Genomic DNA, 18946 nt, shown 5'->3' with positions numbered 1-18946 from the left:
GCGTCATGCAGGCCAACAGCCTTGAACGCTTCGGTCATCTGTTCGGCGCCGGCCGCCAGCATCGCCGTGTGCGCAAAGTGATCGGACAAACCGCCCACCACCACCGGCCCCAATCCACCACCCAGCAAATACAGCCCGGCAAAGAACAACGCCATCGCCGTGGCCCGCAGGCGTGGTTCGACCACGTCCTGGATGGCCGTGTAAACGCAGGTGTAGAAGTTGTAGGCAAACAACCAGCCCAGACTGAACACCGCCACGAACACCCCGATCTCGATCCGCCCGGCATGCAACGCCCACGCGGTGCACACCGTCGAAACGATCAGGCTGAACGCCGCAAACAGCAGCCGCCCATTGGCCACCCGCTGGTGAATCTTGTCCGCGACCCAGCCGCCCAACGTCAGGCCGAACAGCCCCGTCACACCGACGATCACACCGGTCGCCACCGCCGCTTCGTGCAATGGCATCAGGAAGTAGCGTTGCAACATCGGCACCAGGAAGGAGTTGCAGGCATAGGTCGCGAAGTTGAAACACAGCCCCGCCATCACCAGCCACAGAAAGGTCGGCACCGCCAGCACCCGGCGGATCGGCCGGTCCACACGCTCCTGCGAGACCTGCACACTTTCCGCTGCGCCGCGTTTCGGTTCCTTGATGAAAAACATGAAGACCGCCAGGATCAGCCCCGGCACCGCCGCGATGAAGAACGGCGCGCGCCAGCTGTCGAACGCCTTGACCATCCAGCCGATGGTGAAGAACGCCAGCAGCAGGCCCAACGGCAGACCCAGCATGAAAATGCCCATCGCACGCGCACGGCGGTGGGCCGGGAACAGGTCGCCGATCAGCGAGTTGGCGGCAGGTGCGTAACTGGCCTCACCGATACCGATGCCCATGCGCACGATCAGGAAACTCCAGAAACTGCCCACCAGCCCGTTGACCGCTGTCAGCCCGCTCCAGGCCGCCAGCCCCCACCCCATCAACTTGGCGCGCGAACCGGTATCGGCCATCCGCCCCAGCGGCAGCCCGGCAATCGCATAGACAATGGTGAAGGCGGTACCGATGATTCCCAGCTGAAAGTCGCTGAGGTGCCATTCCATACGGATCGGCTCGATGATGATAGCCGGAATGGTGCGATCGAAGAAATTGAACAGATTGGCCAGGAACAGCAGGAACAGAATGCGCCAGGCATTCGCCGCTTGGGTCGAGTTCTGCATGGGTCCGTCTCTTTTTATTGTTTTTGGGGCATCACTGTCCCCGGAACCTGCAATCTAGTCAGGCCCGGTGCAACTGTCTGTAATTATTCGTAAGGCTGATATCAACCCATGGCGCCAGTGGAACTGACTTGCAAGCGATGGCGATGCCACATTCAACATTCATGTGACTGATATACCGGTCGCATCGCCCGTCCCACAGCGGGTTGGTGGTGTTTTCCATGATCCGACCAACCGTTGAAAAATACCTCTGTGCCCCCCTTCCAAAGCCCGAGGCGAAGCCTAGAATAGCGGCCTTGTCTGCCACACCATGCCCCCATCCCTCCTTTGATTATCGCCCATGTCCGAAGCCAGTCCGTGTCTGAATTGCGGTGCCTGCTGTTCTCACTTTCGCGTGTCTTTTTTCTGGGGTGAATGCACCTCGGCCGGAGGTGTAGTGCCCGATGAACTGGTGGCGCCGATCAGCCCCAGCCGGGTGGCCATGCTCGGCACCGACTGTAAACCGACTCGTTGTGTCGGATTGGTCGGTGAAGTCGGCACCGCGGTGCAATGCTCGATTTACGACCAACGCTCCAGTACTTGCCGCGAGTTCGATGCCTCTTGGGCCAACGGCGAGGCGAATGTGGATTGCGATGCGGCACGAGCCGCCTTCGGGTTACCAGCGCTGCAACCCGATTTACCTTATGAGCAGATCGCCTGAGCCTTAGCCGTAAACGCTATAACACTTATGCCAAAATCATTAGTGCCAATGTGCCATCACCGCTGACGCTCTTTGTATGACCTCTATACTCCAAAGCATTCGCCAGCGTGCATGGCGCGGGCCGGGACAAGACGGGGCATGCTATGGAGTGGCTTGGTTTGCATTTTTTTACCGAGCTGGCCGCGAACGGGCAAGTTGTCCTCAATTGCACACATGATCCTTTTCTGGTGCTGCTGGCCTATCTGGTCGCCTGTGTGGGCGGCTTCGCCACGCTGGACATGGCCGAACGAGTCGGGCATTCGGAAAACCCGGCGTCACAACGGCTGTGGCGCTGGATCGGCGCCGGATGCCTGGCAGGCGGCATCTGGGCCATGCACTTCATCGGCATGCTGGCGTTTCAAGCGCCGGTCGAGATTCAATACGAACTGCCCGTCACCCTTGCCTCCCTGCTGATTGCCCTGTTCGCCTCGTGGCTGGCGATGCACACCCTCAGTCATCCTCACCTGAGCATCCGGCAGTACATCCAGGCGGCCATTTGCATTGGCCTGGGCATCGCGATCATGCATTACGTGGGCATGGCGGCGATGCGTTCGAATGCGATGACGTATTACGAACCGGTGCTGTTCATCCTTTCCATCGTCATCGCCATTGGCGCCAGCCTCGCGGCGCTGTTGCTGTCGAGTCGATTGCGCGAAGGCTCTGGCCTGCTCCATCAATTGGTCAAATTCAGCGCCAGCCTGGTGCTCGGGGCGGGCATTATCAGCATGCATTTCACCGGCATGGCCGCCTTCAGCCTGGTGTTGCCGACCGGCAGCCCGCTGACGTTGCCCGGTGACAACAATCACCTGCAACTGGGGCTGACGGTGGCGGTCATCACGCTACTGATCATCGGCAGCAGCATCAGCGCAGCACTGGCGGACAAGAAACTGCAACACAAGGAACGCGACCTGCAACGGGTCAACACGCTGCTCGGCCAACTGGATCAGGCGCGAATGTCGCTGCAAGAAGTGGCGAACTATGACGCCCTGACCAACCTGATCAACCGCCGCGGCTTCAACCAGATTTTCGCCGAGAAGCTGCTCCAGAAAACCGATGAAGGCGGCATGCTCGCGGTGATGTTTCTGGACATCGACCACTTCAAGCGGATCAACGACAGCCTCGGCCACGACGCCGGCGACGAATTGCTCAAAGTCCTGGCCCAGCACATCAAGGGGTCGGTACGCAGTCACGAAGATGTGGTGGCGCGTTTCGGCGGTGACGAGTTCTGCCTCCTCATCAGCCTGCGTGAACGCGAGGAAGCACGGGCCATGGCCCAGCGCATCATGTTGAAGATGAAGGAACCGATCGAGCTGTCCGGGCGGCGCATGGTCATGACCACCAGCATCGGCATCAGCCTGTTTCCGGAGGATGGCACCACCTGCGAGGAATTGCTGAAACACGCCGACCTGGCGCTGTACCAGTCCAAGGGCGGCGGCCGCAATGGCCTGAATTTCTTCAGCCCGAACCTGAAAACCCGAGCCACGCTGGAGCTGCAACTCGAAGAGGAACTGCGCCACGCCCTGCATGAAAACACCGGGCTGATCCTGCATTACCAACCGATTTTCGACTTGCAAACCGCACAGGTCAGCAAGCTGGAAGCGCTGGTCCGCTGGCAACATCCGGTTCACGGGCTGCTGACACCAGACCGCTTCATTGCCATCGCCGAGGCCAACGGGTTGATTGCCGAGCTGGACAATTGGGTTCTGCGCAAAGCCTGCGAGGACCTGAGCGAGTTGTCACGTCAGGGCTACGAAGAACTGCACATCGCCGTCAACTGCTCGCCGCTGAACCTGGCGCGCGAAGACCTCGCCGATGAAATCGAACACGCGTTGCGGGTTGCCGGAGTGGCGCCGCAGCGACTGGAACTGGAAGTGACCGAGAACGCGCTGATGGTCAACATCGCCAATTCGCTGGTGTTGTTGCGCCAGATCCGCGCCCTCGGCGTGTCGCTGTCGATCGACGAATTCGGCACCGGTTATTCCTCCCTCGCCTACCTCAAGCGCCTGCCGCTCAACTCGCTGAAGATCGATCGCTCGTTCATCCAGGACATTCCCAAGTCGACTCAGGACATGGAAATCGTTCAGGCGATTATCGTCATGGCTCACACCCTGCATTTGCAGGTGATCACCGAAGGCGTCGAAACCCTTGAGCAATACGAGTTTCTCCAGCGCAACGGCTGTGATTTCGTCCAGGGCTACCTGCTCAGCCGCCCGGTGCCGCTGGCGGAACTGCGTCCGGTGCTGAGTGAAATCAACCAGCGCCAACACGGGCACACGATCAGCCCGCTGAGTCCGGTTCGCGGTACAGCTGCACCAGGGTCGACGGATCTTTTTCCAGGAATCCCTGGCTACCATGCAACCGCATCAATTGTGCGGCCAATCCGCTGATGGGCGTGGCCGAACCTTGCTCACGGGAAAATTTCACCGCGGTATCGAGGTCCTTGAGCAGCGTGCGCACGTGCCATTTCACCGGTTCAAAACGGCTTTCGGCCATTTGCGGGGCGAGGATCTGCAACGGCTTTGAATCGGCAAAACCGCCGGCGAGCGCTTCGGCAATCAGGCTGGCCTGCACACCGGAACGTTCGGCCAGCGCCACGACTTCGGCGATGACCAGCGCGTTACAGGCAACGATCATCTGATTGCAGGCCTTGGTCACCTGCCCCGCCCCGACCGCGCCCATATGAGTGACACGTTGGCCGAGGCTGAGCAGAACAGGCCTGACACGCTCAAAGTCCGCCGCTTCGCCGCCCACCATGATTGCCAGGCTCCCGGCCTCGGCGCCGACAACGCCCCCGGACACCGGAGCATCCAGCCAGCGCATGCCGGTCTGGCTGGCCAACTGCGCCGACATTTCCCGCGTCGCGGTGGGTTCCAGGCTGGAAAAATCCACCAGCAACTGGCCGCTTTTCCCACCTTCGGCCACTCCGCCCGGACCAAACACCACCTCGCGCACCACGGCCGTGTCGGCCAGGCACAACATCAGCACATCGGCGTGCCGGCACAGCTCGGCAGGCGTGGCAACTTGTCGCGCGCCCGCCTCGACCAGCGGCGCACATTTAGCCGGATTACGGTTCCATACAGTCAGCGAAAACCCCGCAGCCAGCAGGCGCCGACACATCGGCAGGCCCATAAGGCCGATACCGGCAAAACCCAACGAAGGTAGGGTTGACATCATTTGGCCTCCTTTTTCATTAAAGATCGCCAAATATTGGCCGATTCATCATGACTAAGGAAAGGATTCCCCCGAGTGATGTTCAGGCCCAGTCCCTGACGCTTGGGCCCAATACGCGCTGAAAAAAGACGCGAGAACCCATCCGTGATGGCTTGACGACACGTTGTCGTCCAGCCAACCAGCCCAGGTACATGGCGCACAATGACTTCTAAAAACAATCCGGCCACTGCGATATCCGATCTGACGCTGAGCCCCGCGGCGAACAGCCCCACGCCGTCGAAGCCATTGAGCCCCTCGCGCCCGTTGGCGACTCAGCAATACCTGTACTTCACCGAGACCAATACCGACCGCATCCTCGATAACCTCGACGGTCTGCGCGACATGGTGTTCCCGCGCCCGCCGCACCTGGAAGGCGATAACGAACAGCACAACGATCAGGAATTCCCGTCGGTGTGCCTGATCGGCCTCGGTCGCTGCGGCTCGAACATCGCGCTGGACGTCGCGGAGCTGGTGTACAACGCCCGCAAGTTCTACCTCAACGAATTCAACAACGAAGATCGCCTGTCGCCGGACAAGCGCTACGCGGAAAAGGGCTACAGCCCGGCCCAGTGGATCCGCAACAACCTGCGCCTGGGCCCGAACAAGGCCACCAAGCCGGTGTTCCTGGTCGAACCACTGGTGATGCTCGGCGACCTCGACAAAGACATCGCCGGTCGCATCCGTTTCTCGCGCAAAGGCGAAAAAAGCGGCTTCCTGCGCGACTACAGCAAAATGAAGATCATGGACTTGTCGGAAGTCCACGCCGGTGGCGCCGGTAACGCGCCGATCCTCGGTCAGTACCTGGCCAAGATCATCCTGAACAAGGACACCCAGCGTTTCTCCAGCCCGGACTGGAAGATGATTCACTCGTACCTGATCGACAGCTGCGGCATCAAGGCCAACCAGTCGCGCCTGTACTTCTCGATCTTCAGTGCCGGCGGCGGTACCGGTTCGGGCATGGCTTCGGAATTCGGCCTGGCCCAGCAGCACTCGTACATGAACAAGACGTTCGACACCAAGCCGATGGACGAGCACGACGGCAAAAGCGGTCATTCCTTCGTCTTCGAACCGATTTTCACCAGCGGCATCTGCGTTCTGCCGAACATTTCCGATCACCGCAGTGAAATGTCCGAGGCGCTGCACATCAACGCCGGTCGCCTGCTGTGCAAATACCTGTCGGAAGAGTGGGACTTCTCCTACAACTTCGCCAACGAAGACAGCAGCGAAGCCAGCGTCATGGGCCGTATCCGCCCATGGAACGCGATGATGCTGATTTCCAACGACATCATGCGTTATGCCGAAGAAAGCGATGACGGCAACATCCAGAACATCGACGTCAACGCGATGGAAAAGCACGCCAACCAATACATCTCGCAGCAGATCTTCAACATTCTGACGGCGCAGGCGGTCACGACTGACTACGACCAGAACTATTTCCGTCGCGCGGGCATCGACATCGGCGAAACCATTCGCCTCGACGCCAACGACCTGTTCATGAGCCTGGCCGGCCCGGTGGCGATTGCCTACGCAGAATCCGTAGTGCCGGAAACCCCGCCGCCAAGCAGTGACAAGTTCAAGGTGTTCGAGAAAGAGCCGCAGCGCCTGAACATCGATGACCTGTTCTTCCGCTCCATCGACCTGCCGCACTTCAACAAAGTGACCCAGGCCATCGAAGGCATCAGCCTGCTGCCGATCGAGTCCAAGCGCTATCGCGCCTCGCTGGAGCAGTACAAGAATTCCGGTTACGACGCGGCCGCGTTGCACGACCTGCACTTCTTCAAGAACTGCTCGTCGGTGGTGTCGATTGTTTCGCTGCCGAAAGACTACAAGCTGTCGTACATGGACCTGAACCGGTTGAAGACTCACCTCAACAGCCTGTTCCCGAACACCACGCTCAAGCGTTATGCGCTGGTGATCGGCGCGTCGGCCAACTTGTCGCTGACCACCTTGATCGCCAAGAGCCCGTGCCTGTCGGACGACTTCCTGACGCTGATCGTGGCCTTCATCAAGCGCTGCTTCGCGAAGAACCCGTACCGCTTCGACGACACGCTGGACAACTCGATCCTCGACTTCATCATCAACGAAGACTTCAACGAAGAGCTGATCGACGACTTGCTGAACGAGTTCGAGAACCCGGCGAAGATCCTCGATACCAACTGGTATGCGATCAAACCGATGTACGAGAAGAAGTACCGCGAGCTGATCAACGACAAGGAAAAATTTGTCTCGATCAATGACATTCGCCTGTCGCGCGATTGCGTGAAAAAGGCGATCAAGTACCTGCGCGAGATCTACCGTCACCGGATTGGCAAGACCAAGGTTATTTCGCTTAATAACCATACGGGAAAGACGTTTACCGTCTGATCTGATGCCGCTCCTCAGGCTTTTAGATTCAAGCTTGGGGGGCATATCCGTTTTTTGGGTGATGGCGGATATTGGTTTCGCCCTTACGGCGAGTTACTTGGAAAAGCGCCAAGTAACCAAGCGCTCTTGCCCCACCACTCGGCACCTCGCTCTGGCTCGGTGTGCCCTCACTCCGGCATTGCTCCGCGGGTCGCCGCGATGGGCCATCCCTGGCCCAGCGCGGCTAAACCGGCATCCTTGCCGGTTTCCCCGCTGCGCAATGCCTGCGTTCGGCCAGCGTGGTTAACGGAGCGCTTGCGATCAAAATCAAAAACGAGGCGGCCTTTGGGCCGACCGGGGCGTCAAGCGGGCGCGCTGCGCTTGTTTGACCGTGCTGACGCCGATCCCAAGTAGGAGCGAGCCTGCTCGCGAAAAACGCCCAGCCACCGCGCACATTCAGGCAGCCCGCGTCATCGTTAACGTCCATCGCCAGCAAGCCGGCTCCTACAGGGGATTGGTGTACAAGTCCGGAATGAGTGTACGAAACAAAGAAGGACAACGCGGACCACCAAAGAGCCAGGTCGGCTATCAGGCCGCCTCGCGCGGTGTTGATCTGGCTTTTGATTTTGATCTGCTTGCCCCATGGGGAGGCCGAGTGGAGGTTTTGCGCAGTGGGCAACCCGGCATGGATGCCGGGTTAGCCGCCCCCGGCCATGGATGGCCGATGGCGGCGGGCCCACGGAGCAGGACCGAAGCGAGGGTATGCCGAGCCATGGCGAGGCACCGGACGAAAGGGGCAAGAGCGCTTGGTTACTTGCCGCTTTTGCAAGTGACTCGCCGTAAGGGCGAAACCCATAGAGGTCGTTACCGCAGCAATGGATATGTACACAAAACCACAACTCCCAGCCTGAATAGCCCCCCAAATCCAACATCCAGAAACAATTAAGCAGCCCATCGGCTGCTTAATAAACTGTGCCCGTTACGTTTACGTCACCGTTATGCCAACTCCGCCTGTGGCCTTTCTCTACGGCAACATGCCATCACGCTACTCGGCTACACACTTTTCCCCGGCGAAGCGACGCACTCATTCGGTGCACAACTTCACTTCGTCGCCCTTTCCTGGATCAGAATCCACGGCGAAACCACCACTGCCCACAACTCCGGATCACGTTCGAAAAGATCCAGCGCCCGCGTTTCAGACAGCTTGGCGACCGTGTCGGCGGCCAGCCAGGCAGCCACTTTCGTCCCTTCGTCCGTCGCCACAGCCTCGGCCACCGCGATCAAATCCAGACCGGGATCGACCCACAATAGGGCACCCTTGGCGAAGAAGGGCTCCAGCTCCTTCCAGGTAATAGATGCGGTTTCACCAAGCAGCTTGGCATAGAGGGTGCTAGGTTCTTGAGTCATGGGTCCTGTCCGGAAAAGAAATCGACGTGGATGATAACGTCGGTGGTCAGGCAGAAAAACCCGGATGCAATTGAGTTACCGATTGAAAACTGCAGGAAAGCCAAGGATTGCTGAGAATTCAGCTACAACCCCCGCCGCAATTCTGTCTTTTTCTTTCAAAAAAGCGACACCCTCAGGTTTTGCCCCCCGGCGCTGCCTTCCCAGGCTAACAATCGGCGCTCTACACTGTACCGGTACAGTTGCCGGGGGCATTTTCCGGAGGATATTCGAAGATATCTGACCCGGTTCTGCTGCTACGGCGCCAGGACTATAAAAACTACAACAGTAAGAGTGGAGCACTATGACTAAGGCTACTAAGCAGATTTCCAAACTGTTTGCCGCTATGGTTCTGGCCGGGGTTGCCAGCCATTCGTTCGCAGCTGACACCATCAAGATCGGCATCGCCGGCCCTAAAACCGGCCCTGTAGCCCAATACGGCGACATGCAGTTCAGTGGCGCCAAAATGGCCATCGAACAGATCAACGCCAAGGGCGGCGTAGACGGCAAGAAACTCGAAGCCGTTGAATACGATGACGCCTGTGATCCAAAACAAGCTGTGGCTGTCGCGAACAAGGTCGTCAACGACGGCGTCAAGTTCGTAGTCGGTCACCTGTGCTCCAGCTCCACTCAACCGGCTTCGGACATCTACGAAGACGAAGGCGTGATCATGATCACCCCGGCTGCCACCAGCCCGGACATCACCAATCGCGGTTACAAAATGATCTTCCGTACTATCGGTCTGGACAGCGCCCAGGGCCCTGCCGCCGGTAACTACATTGCCGACTTCGTAAAACCGAAGATCGTTGCTGTCCTGCACGACAAACAGCAATACGGTGAAGGCATCGCCAGCGCCGTGAAGAAAACCCTGGAAGGCAAAGGCGTCAAGGTTGCCGTGTTCGAAGGCATCAACGCCGGCGACAAAGACTTCTCTTCGATGGTCTCCAAGCTCAAGCAAGCCAACGTCGACTTCGTCTACTACGGCGGCTACCACCCGGAGCTGGGCCTGATCCTGCGTCAATCCCAGGAAAAAGGCCTGAAAGCCAAGTTCATGGGTCCGGAAGGCGTGGGTAACGATTCCATTTCGCAGATCGCCAAGGAAGCTTCCGAAGGCCTGCTGGTGACCCTGCCGAAATCCTTCGACCAGGATCCTGCCAACATCGCCCTGGCTGACGCGTTCAAAGCGAAGAAAGAAGACCCGAGCGGTCCGTTCGTGTTCCCGGCCTACTCGGCGGTGACCGTAATTGCCGACGGTATCAAGGCTGCCAAGTCCGAAGACTCCGCCAAAGTGGCTGAAGCCATCCACAAAGGCACCTTCAAGACCCCTACCGGCGACCTGAGCTTCGACGAGAAGGGCGACCTGAAAGACTTCAAATTTGTGGTTTACGAGTGGCACTTCGGCAAACCAAAAACTGAAGCCAAGCCTCAGTAAGGCGTTGCCTGACTGACTGCCAATAAAGCCCACGGCGTGCCGTGGGCTTTGTTTTACGAACGTATTGGGCCGCGCTGGCGTGATCCGCCAGTCTCCCCACCTGAAAATCTCAAAACCGTCATCAGCGGTTCGCTGGCAAACCTCGCGTTCGAAGTGGATGCAGATCCACGGGGCTCGAGCGGGAAAATGACTCCACCAGTGAAATGCGTATCAGGTTTTTAGGAGCGCTGTAATGCCTGACATCTATCACTTCTTCCAACAGCTGGTTAATGGTCTGACCATTGGCAGCACGTATGCCCTGATCGCCATCGGCTATACGATGGTTTACGGCATCATTGGAATGATCAACTTCGCCCACGGCGAGGTGTACATGATCGGTTCCTACGTGGCGTTCATCGCCATTGCGGGCCTCTCCATGATGGGACTCGACAGTGTTCCGCTGTTGATGACCGCCGCTTTCCTCGCGACCATCGTCGTGACCAGTGCCTACGGTTACAGCATCGAACGGATCGCCTACCGCCCCTTGCGCGGCAGCAACCGTCTGATCCCGCTGATTTCCGCCATCGGCATGTCGATTTTCCTGCAGAACACGGTTCTGCTGGCGCAAGACTCCAAGGACAAATCCATCCCCAACCTGATCCCCGGCAACTTCGCCATCGGGCCAGGTGGCGCACATGAAGTGCTGATTTCCTACATGCAAATCGTGGTGTTCGTGGTGACCCTGATCGCCATGCTCGGCCTGACGCTGTTCATCTCCCGCTCTCGCCTGGGTCGCGCCTGCCGCGCCTGTGCCGAAGACATCAAGATGGCCAACCTGCTGGGTATCAACACCAACAACATCATCGCCCTGACCTTCGTCATCGGTGCCGCACTGGCGGCCATCGCGGCCGTGCTGCTGAGCATGCAATACGGCGTGATCAACCCGAACGCCGGTTTCCTGGTCGGCCTCAAGGCCTTCACCGCAGCGGTACTGGGCGGTATCGGCAGCATCCCCGGCGCCATGCTCGGCGGGATCGTGCTTGGGGTGGCGGAAGCCTTCGGTGCCGATATCTTCGGCGACCAGTACAAGGACGTCGTGGCGTTCGGCCTATTGGTTCTGGTGTTGTTGTTCCGGCCTACCGGCCTGTTGGGCCGTCCGGAGGTTGAAAAAGTATGACTAGGAATCTTAAACAGGCGTTGTTCAGCGCCTTGCTGGTGTGGGCCGTTGCCTACCCGGTACTCGGTCTGAAGCTGACCATTGTCGGCATCAACCTCGAAGTCCATGGCACCAGCACTGCCACGCTGATCACCATCGCCGTGTGCTCGGTACTGATGTTCCTGCGAGTGCTGTTCGACCAGCAGATCAGCTCGGCCTGGAAATCCTCGCCCAACCTGCCGGTGATGCCGGCCAAGGCCAGTAATTTCCTGACCCTGCCGACCACCCAACGCTGGATCATCATCGCGTTGATCGTCGGCGCGCTGGTCTGGCCGTTCTTCGGTTCTCGCGGTGCGGTGGATATCGCCACGCTGGTGCTGATCTACGTGATGCTCGGCCTGGGCCTGAACATCGTGGTCGGTCTGGCCGGCCTGCTCGACCTCGGTTACGTCGGCTTCTATGCCGTCGGCGCCTACAGCTACGCGCTGCTGTCGCACTACTACGGCTTGAGCTTCTGGATCTGCCTGCCGATCGCCGGCCTGATGGCGGCCACTTTCGGCTTCCTGCTCGGTTTCCCGGTCCTGCGTCTGCGCGGTGACTACCTGGCGATCGTGACCCTGGGCTTCGGCGAAATCATCCGTCTGTTCCTGCGTAACCTGACCGACATCACCGGTGGTCCGAACGGCATCAGCAACATCGAGAAACCGACGTTCTTCGGCCTGACTTTCGAACGCAAAGCGGCCGAAGGCCTGCAGACGTTCCACGAGTACTTCGGCCTGGAATACAACTCGATCAACAAGGTGATCTTTCTTTACCTGGTCGCGCTGTTCCTCGCGCTGTTTGCGCTGTTCGTCATCAACCGCTTGCTGCGCATGCCCCTGGGCCGCGCTTGGGAAGCGTTGCGTGAAGACGAAATCGCCTGCCGTGCTCTGGGTCTGAACCCGACGATCATCAAGCTCTCGGCTTTCACCCTCGGCGCGTGCTTCGCCGGTTTCGCGGGCAGCTTCTTCGCCGCGCGTCAGGGCCTGGTGACACCGGAGTCCTTCACCTTCATCGAGTCGGCGACCATCCTCGCCATCGTGGTGCTGGGTGGCATGGGCTCGCAACTGGGTGTCGTACTCGCCGCCACGGTGATGATCCTGTTGCCGGAAATGATGCGTGAGTTCAGTGAATACCGCATGTTGATGTTCGGCGCCTTGATGGTGCTGATGATGATCTGGCGTCCTCAAGGTCTGCTGCCCATGCAACGTCCTCACATGGAGCTGCGCAAATGAGCCGCGAGATCCTTAAAGTCGAAAACCTGAGCATGCGCTTCGGCGGCTTGCTGGCCGTCAATGGCGTAGCCCTGAGCGTAAAAGAGAAACAGGTCGTGGCACTGATCGGCCCCAACGGCGCCGGCAAGACCACCGTGTTCAACTGCCTGACCGGTTTCTACAAGCCGAGCGGCGGCAGCATCATGCTGGACGGCGAGCCGATCGAAGGCCTGCCCGGCCACAAGATCGCCCTCAAAGGCGTGGTGCGCACCTTCCAGAACGTGCGGCTGTTCAAGGACATGACGGCGGTCGAGAACCTCTTGATCGCCCAGCACCGTCACCTGAACACCAACTTCCTGGCGGGCCTGTTCAAGACCCCGGGCTTCCGCAAAAGCGAACGCGAAGCCATGGAGTTCGCCGAGTACTGGCTGGACAAGGTCAACCTCAAGGCGTTCGCCAACCGTCCGGCCGGCACCCTGGCCTACGGTCAGCAACGTCGCCTGGAAATCGCCCGCTGCATGATGACCCGTCCGCGGATCCTCATGCTCGACGAACCGGCTGCCGGCCTGAACCCGAAGGAAACCGAGGATCTCAAGGCGCTGATCAGCATGCTGCGTGAAGAGCACAACGTCACCGTGCTGCTGATCGAACATGACATGAAACTGGTCATGAGCATTTCCGACCACATCGTCGTGATCAACCAGGGCACGCCTCTGGCCGACGGTACGCCGGAACAGATCCGCGACAATCCTGAAGTGATCAAAGCCTACCTGGGGGAAGCGTAAATGCTGCAATTCGAAAACGTTTCCACCTTCTACGGCAAGATCCAGGCGCTGCACAGCGTCAACGTCGAAGTCCGTCAGGGCGAGATCGTGACCCTGATCGGTGCCAACGGCGCCGGCAAGTCGACCCTGCTGATGACCCTCTGCGGTTCGCCGCAAGCCCACAGCGGCAGCATCCGCTACATGGGCGAAGAGCTCGTCGGCCAGAGTTCGTCGCAGATCATGCGCAAGAGCATCGCCGTCGTACCGGAAGGTCGTCGGGTGTTTGCTCGCCTGACCGTGGAAGAAAACCTCTCCATGGGTGGCTTCTTCACTGAAAAAGGCGATTACCAGGAACAGATGGACAAGGTCCTCGGACTTTTCCCACGCCTGAAAGAGCGTTTCAATCAGCGCGGCGGCACCATGTCCGGCGGCGAACAGCAAATGCTCGCCATCGGCCGTGCGCTGATGAGCAAGCCAAAGCTGCTGCTGCTCGACGAGCCTTCGCTGGGTCTGGCGCCGATCATCATCCAGCAGATCTTCGACATCATCGAACAGCTGCGCAAGGATGGCGTGACGGTGTTCCTGGTCGAGCAAAACGCCAACCAGGCGCTGAAAATCGCTGACCGCGCGTACGTTCTGGAGAACGGCCGCGTGGTGATGCAAGGCACCGGTGAAGCGCTGCTGACCGACCCGAAAGTGCGCGAAGCGTACCTCGGTGGTTAAGCGTTTGCGGTAAACAAAAAAACGGCCTTCGGGCCGTTTTTTTTGTGTCTGCCACAATCCCGAGAACGATAAATAACTCCTGTAGGAGCCGGCTTGCCGGCGATAGCGGAGTATCAGTCAACCTCTCTGTAGAATGTTAAACCGCGATCGCCGGCAAGCCGGCTCCTACAGGGGTTTGTGTGATCAGTCAGAGGCGATCCAACGCCTCCCCACTGCGCTTGAACCAGCCAATCAAGTAATCCGCCAGCACCTGCGTGCGCTTGGGTAACCCACCCTGATACGGGTGCACCAAATACATCGGCATGCGACGCGTCTGATAATCGCGCAGGAGCCAGCGCAAACGGCCGTCAGCCAATTCCGCCTGCAACAGGTAGGACGGCAGACGCGCAATGCCGGCGCCCGCCAGCGCAGCTTTTTTGAGCAGGCTGTAATGATTGCTGGCGAACGGCCCCGACACACGCACCCGCAATAATTCGTGCTGTTGGTGATACAGCCATTCTTCGCGGCCGCTGTAGTGGCTGTTGAGCAAACACTGGTGCTCAGCCAGGGACTGTGGGGTCAGCGGTTCGCCGTGTTGCTCAAGGTAAGCCGGGCTGGCGCAGGTCAGTTCGTGCCAGGCCAACAGCGGTCGCGCCACCAGACGCTCGTCATTGCCGACATCGGAGCGAACCGCCAGATCAAAACCGTCGCGGGACAAGTCACGGTAATTGTTGCTGAGGTCGAGTTCGATCTGCACCTGCGGGTACTTGTGGGAAAACTCCAGCAGCAGGCCATCGAAGAAGGTTTCTCCCAACGATACCGGAACCGTCATACGCACCGGCCCTGCCATATCGTCCTTCAACCGCGCCAATGCCTGACGCGCCCGCTCCACTTGCACCACCAGCGCCTGGGCTTGCGGCAACAGCGCCGCCCCCGCCGCCGTCAGGCTCAAGCGGCGGGTGGTGCGTTGCAGCAGCACCACGGAAAACCGCGTCTCCAACAGGCTGATGCGCTTGGACAACTGGCCCTTGCTGCAACCCAGTTGTTGCGCCGCCAAGGTGAAACTGCCCGCTTCAATCAGCACTGCAAACGCCGCCAGATCATCCATCTCGCTCATGGATTGTTTCCATTAGAAAACCAAAGGTTGCCTATTAGCGCGCTTATCCACAGAAAAAACCACTCTAGACTGAAGCCACTTTCAACACACATGAGGATAAACAACATGAAAATTCTTTTGATTGGCGCAGGCGGCACCATTGGTTCGGCGATCGACAAGGAGTTGTCCGAGCGTCACGAGGTCATCCGCATCGGTCGCAACAGCGGCGACTTCCAAGTGGATATCAGCGACAGCGCTTCGATTCGCAAACTGTTCGAACAGACCGGCAAGTTCGACGCACTGGTTTGCGCGGCGGGCAACGTGACCTTCGCGCCGCTGAACGAAATGACCGCCGACAGTTTTACCCTCGGCCTGAACGACAAGCTGATGGGCCAGGTCAACCTGCTGCTGATCGGTCGCGAATTCGCCAATGACGGTGCATCGTTCACCTTCACCACCGGCGTGCTCAGCCACGATCCGATCCGCAGCGGTGCTTCGGCCGCACTGGTCAACGGTGCCATCGACAGCTTCGTGCGTGCCGCCGCGATCGAACTGCCGCGCGGCCTGCGGGTGAACTCGGTGAGCCCGAATGTCCTGGTTGAAGCCATGGGCAAATACGCGCCGTACTTCCGCGGCTTCAAACCGGTTCCGGCTGTCGATGTGGCACTGGCCTACGCCAAAAGCGTAGAAGGCCTGCAAACCGGTCAGACCTTTCACGTCGGCTGAACAACACAATCCGTAGGAGCACGGCTTGCCGGCGAAGGCGTCCGTAAGATCGCCTTCGCCAGCAAGCTGTGCTCCTACAGGTGGACCAACACACCTCGGCGGGGTTGTGATGAACGGTCAGGCTGCGTAACGTGGCGGCTCTTGTCTGGAGAGCCAAAGATGCGTGTTGCCCGTTCCTTAGTCCTTGTTGCCGTGCTTCCACTGTTCGCGGCCTGTCAGTTGTTCGATGGCCCGCGTGAAAGTGCCTCCCACGTGGGCCAGACCCGAATGCAGGGTCTGTTGACGGCAGCCGATGGCAAGCTGTTGTTCCAGCCGTGCAATGAGCAGCGCAGTTTCGTGGTCAACGACACCGGCGGCACCAGCGTCCTGCAAGAGGCCGCAAGCCTCGCCAATGCCCAGGGCAAGCTGTTCGCCGACGTTCGCGGGCGGATCGTCGACAGCCGCCTCGATCTGGAGCAGTTGTACCGCGTCGAGCGCTCGGGCACCGCCTGCGGCGATCCAAATTTCAAACCGTTGATCCTGCGCGCCGCCGGCCACGGGCCCGAGTGGAACGTCAAGGTCAGCGGCAAAGGCATGGTCGTCGACCGTGCGGGCCAACCGCCCCTGGCCGTACCTTATGTTGAAGAGCAACTGGGCGATGGCCGCTTCAACCTCAGCACCGAAGCCAATAACCAGCACATCGAACTGTGGGTCGCGCCGCAACGTTGCGTCGACAGCAGCACCGGCAGTGTTCAACACATGAGCGCCGAACTGCGCATTGATGACCAGGTTCAGCGTGGTTGCGGGTATTTCGGCGGATCGCGCGACGACTGATCGTTTAAGCCTCACGGGACTCGGCTTTTGGGGCTTATAATCGCCGCCTTCAAACGCCTTGGCGCAGTTGTGCGCCCCGCGAACCGGATCCCGTCATGTTACGAATCACTGAACTCAAGCTGCCGATCGACCATCCCGAAGAAGACCTGCGCCCTGCCATCGTGCAGCGCCTGGGCATCGCCAGTGATGACCTGCTCGATTTCACCTTGTTCAAGCGCAGCTACGATGCGCGAAAAAAATCCTCCGAACTGTGCTTCATCTACACCATCGACCTCACCGCGAAGGATGAGGCGGCGTTGCTGCACAAATTCGCCGATGACCGTAACGTCAACGAGGCGCCGGATGTCAGCTACAAAGTGGTCGGCCAGGCGCCGGCCGATCTGCAGCAACGCCCGGTTGTCGTAGGTTTCGGGCCGTGCGGGATTTTCGCCGGGCTATTGCTCGCGCAAATGGGCTTCAAGCCGATCATCCTCGAGCGCGGCACCGAAGTGCGCCAGCGCACCAAGGACACCTGGGGCCTGTGGCGTAAAAGCGTGCTCAACCCCGAGTCCAACGTGCAATTTGGTGAAGGCGGCGCGGGGACTTTCTCCGACGGCAAGCTCTACAGCCAGATCAAGGACCCGAAATTCATCGGGCGCAAAGTCCTGCATGAGTTCGTCAAAGCCGGTGCGCCGGAAGAAATCCTCTACGTCAGCAAACCGCACATCGGTACGTTCCGTCTGACGGGCGTTGTGGAAAACATGCGTGAGCAGATTCGTGCACTGGGCGGCGAAGTACGCTTCCAGCAGCGCGTCACCGACGTGTTGATCGAGGACGGTCAATTGGTTGGCGTCGAGCTCAACGGCGGCGAACAGATCCATTCGAAGCACGTGATTCTGGCCCTCGGCCACAGTGCCCGCGACACCTTCCGCATGCTCCACGGTCGTGGCGTGTTCATGGAAGCCAAGCCGTTCTCGGTGGGTTTCCGTATCGAACACCCGCAGTCGCTGATCGACCGCGCGCGCCTGGGCAAATACGCCGGGCACCCGAAACTCGGGGCGGCGGACTACAAACTGGTGCACCACGCCAAGAACGGCCGTTCGGTCTACAGCTTCTGCATGTGCCCGGGCGGCACGGTGGTCGCGGCGACCTCCGAGCCGAATCGCGTCGTGACCAACGGCATGAGCCAGTACTCGCGTAACGAGCGCAACGCCAACTCCGGGATCGTCGTCGGGATCACCCCGGAAGTCGATTATCCGGGCGGCCCGCTGGCCGGTATCGAGTTGCAGGAGCGCCTGGAATCCCACGCCTTTGTGCTGGGTGGCAGCAACTACGAAGCGCCGGCACAGCTGGTGGGCGATTTCATCGCGGGCAAACCATCCACCGAGTTGGGCAGCGTTGAACCGTCCTACAAGCCCGGTGTTGCGCTGGGTGATTTGGCGTTGGCCTTGCCGGCATTCGCCATCGAAGCCATTCGCGAAGCCTTGCCGGCGTTCGAGAAGCAGATTCGCGGCTACTCGCTGCATGACGCGGTGTTGACCGGGATCGAGACGCGTACGTCGTCACCGTTGCGGATCACCCGTAACGAGTCGATGCAGAGCCTGAACGTCAAGGGCTTGTTCCCGGCGGGTGAAGGCGCGGGTTATGCGGGCGGGATTCTGTCGGCGGGTGTCGATGGCATTCGCATCGCTGAAGCCGTGGCCCGCGATATCCTCGGCCTCGAGGCCTGACCGGCAATTTCTGAAACAATGCAGAACCCTGTGGGAGCGAGCCTGCTCGCGATGACGGCTGAACATTCAACTGAGATGTTGACTGGTCTACCGCTATCGCGAGCAGGCTCGCTCCCACATTGGATTTCGGTGTGTCAGATGTTGGCGCGCAGCACGGTCGCTGGAAGCGGCTCGCCGCGCTCGACACTCGCGGCCACCGCCGCCATCAACCCACTCAACTCATACCCCTGCGCCTTGAGCCAGGCCTGATCGTAATAACTGGTCTCATAGCGCTCGCCGCCATCGCACAGAATCGCCACGATCGACCCCGTTTCCCCCGCCGCCACCATCTGTTGCGCCGCCATCAACGCACCAATCAGATTGGTCCCGCTCGACC

General features: G+C 59.6%; 15 protein-coding genes and 1 pseudogene. 11 read left to right on the top strand and 5 right to left on the bottom strand.

Annotation, left to right across the window (positions count from 1 at the left end; translation table 11 throughout):
• Positions 1 to 1208 (bottom strand): spinster family MFS transporter (locus KGB27_RS26815; protein WP_223556969.1); only part of this gene is annotated, 1208 nt, incomplete at its 3' end.
• A gap of 337 nt (positions 1209 to 1545) precedes the next feature.
• Between KGB27_RS26815 and KGB27_RS26810 the strand changes: the two genes are divergently transcribed.
• Entirely contained in the window at positions 1546 to 1905 is a 360-nt protein-coding gene (locus KGB27_RS26810) for a YkgJ family cysteine cluster protein (RefSeq protein ID WP_032829148.1), read from the top strand.
• A 143-nt stretch (positions 1906 to 2048) separates the two neighbouring features.
• Complete coding sequence (locus KGB27_RS26805) at positions 2049 to 4331, top strand: putative bifunctional diguanylate cyclase/phosphodiesterase (protein ID WP_223556966.1); 2283 nt, start codon at positions 2049 to 2051, stop codon at positions 4329 to 4331.
• On the opposite strand, the gene KGB27_RS26800 is transcribed toward KGB27_RS26805, so the two are convergent.
• Positions 4222 to 5118: an NAD(P)-dependent oxidoreductase gene (locus KGB27_RS26800; protein WP_223556964.1), complete on the bottom strand. Its 897-nt coding sequence runs from the start codon at positions 5116 to 5118 to the stop codon at positions 4222 to 4224. The genes KGB27_RS26805 and KGB27_RS26800 overlap by 110 nt on opposite strands.
• Before the next feature lie 198 nt (positions 5119 to 5316).
• Here KGB27_RS26800 and KGB27_RS26795 point away from each other — a divergent pair, with 198 nt between their 5' ends.
• Complete coding sequence (locus KGB27_RS26795; RefSeq protein WP_008034213.1) at positions 5317 to 7518, top strand: hypothetical protein; 2202 nt, start codon at positions 5317 to 5319, stop codon at positions 7516 to 7518.
• A 1080-nt stretch (positions 7519 to 8598) separates the two neighbouring features.
• Here the strand turns inward: KGB27_RS26795 and KGB27_RS26790 are convergent.
• Complete coding sequence (locus KGB27_RS26790; protein ID WP_008043547.1) at positions 8599 to 8904, bottom strand: DUF2288 domain-containing protein; 306 nt, start codon at positions 8902 to 8904, stop codon at positions 8599 to 8601.
• 340 nt (positions 8905 to 9244) lie between these two features.
• Between KGB27_RS26790 and KGB27_RS26785 the strand changes: the two genes are divergently transcribed.
• The 5 genes from KGB27_RS26785 (at position 9245) to KGB27_RS26765 (ending at position 14247) form a co-directional block, all read left to right on the top strand.
• Positions 9245 to 10372 (top strand): branched-chain amino acid ABC transporter substrate-binding protein, encoded by a 1128-nt coding sequence (locus KGB27_RS26785; RefSeq protein ID WP_223437626.1) that lies wholly within the window; start codon positions 9245 to 9247, stop codon positions 10370 to 10372.
• A gap of 232 nt (positions 10373 to 10604) precedes the next feature.
• Positions 10605 to 11528: a high-affinity branched-chain amino acid ABC transporter permease LivH gene (gene livH / locus KGB27_RS26780; protein ID WP_008034378.1), complete on the top strand. Its 924-nt coding sequence runs from the start codon at positions 10605 to 10607 to the stop codon at positions 11526 to 11528.
• Complete coding sequence (locus KGB27_RS26775; protein ID WP_008034379.1) at positions 11525 to 12781, top strand: high-affinity branched-chain amino acid ABC transporter permease LivM; 1257 nt, start codon at positions 11525 to 11527, stop codon at positions 12779 to 12781. The genes livH and KGB27_RS26775 overlap by 4 nt, the downstream gene beginning before the upstream one ends.
• Complete coding sequence (gene livG, locus KGB27_RS26770; RefSeq protein ID WP_008034380.1) at positions 12778 to 13545, top strand: high-affinity branched-chain amino acid ABC transporter ATP-binding protein LivG; 768 nt, start codon at positions 12778 to 12780, stop codon at positions 13543 to 13545. The genes KGB27_RS26775 and livG overlap by 4 nt, the downstream gene beginning before the upstream one ends.
• Positions 13546 to 14247 (top strand): ABC transporter ATP-binding protein, encoded by a 702-nt coding sequence (locus KGB27_RS26765; RefSeq protein WP_008034381.1) that lies wholly within the window; start codon positions 13546 to 13548, stop codon positions 14245 to 14247.
• A 187-nt stretch (positions 14248 to 14434) separates the two neighbouring features.
• Here KGB27_RS26765 and KGB27_RS26760 read toward each other — a convergent pair whose 3' ends face one another.
• Positions 14435 to 15343, bottom strand: a complete 909-nt coding sequence (locus KGB27_RS26760) for a LysR family transcriptional regulator (protein ID WP_008034383.1) — start codon at positions 15341 to 15343, stop codon at positions 14435 to 14437.
• Positions 15344 to 15448: 105 nt separating this feature from the next.
• On the opposite strand from KGB27_RS26760, the gene KGB27_RS26755 reads away from it, so the two are divergent.
• The 3 genes from KGB27_RS26755 to KGB27_RS26745 all read left to right on the top strand — a co-directional run bounded on the left by KGB27_RS26755 (position 15449) and on the right by KGB27_RS26745 (position 18570).
• Entirely contained in the window at positions 15449 to 16048 is a 600-nt protein-coding gene (locus tag KGB27_RS26755) for a short chain dehydrogenase (RefSeq protein ID WP_008034386.1), read from the top strand.
• Between the two features lie 159 nt (positions 16049 to 16207).
• Positions 16208 to 16861, top strand: a complete 654-nt coding sequence (locus tag KGB27_RS26750; RefSeq protein ID WP_223437625.1) for a COG3650 family protein — start codon at positions 16208 to 16210, stop codon at positions 16859 to 16861.
• Positions 16862 to 16956: 95 nt separating this feature from the next.
• Positions 16957 to 18570, top strand: coding sequence for an NAD(P)/FAD-dependent oxidoreductase (locus tag KGB27_RS26745; protein ID WP_207286325.1), 1614 nt, complete (start codon positions 16957 to 16959; stop codon positions 18568 to 18570).
• 134 nt (positions 18571 to 18704) lie between these two features.
• Here KGB27_RS26745 and KGB27_RS26740 read toward each other — a convergent pair.
• Positions 18705 to 18946 (bottom strand): annotated as a pseudogene (locus KGB27_RS26740) (PLP-dependent cysteine synthase family protein); the annotation flags it as partial.

Origin of the sequence: Pseudomonas sp. BF-R-01, from assembly GCF_019946615.1 — a bacterium.
In the GTDB taxonomy this organism is placed as follows: domain Bacteria; phylum Pseudomonadota; class Gammaproteobacteria; order Pseudomonadales; family Pseudomonadaceae; genus Aquipseudomonas; species Aquipseudomonas migulae.
The sequence above is the reverse complement of the archived record's forward strand: the minus strand, read 5'-3'. Positions and strand labels throughout refer to the sequence as shown.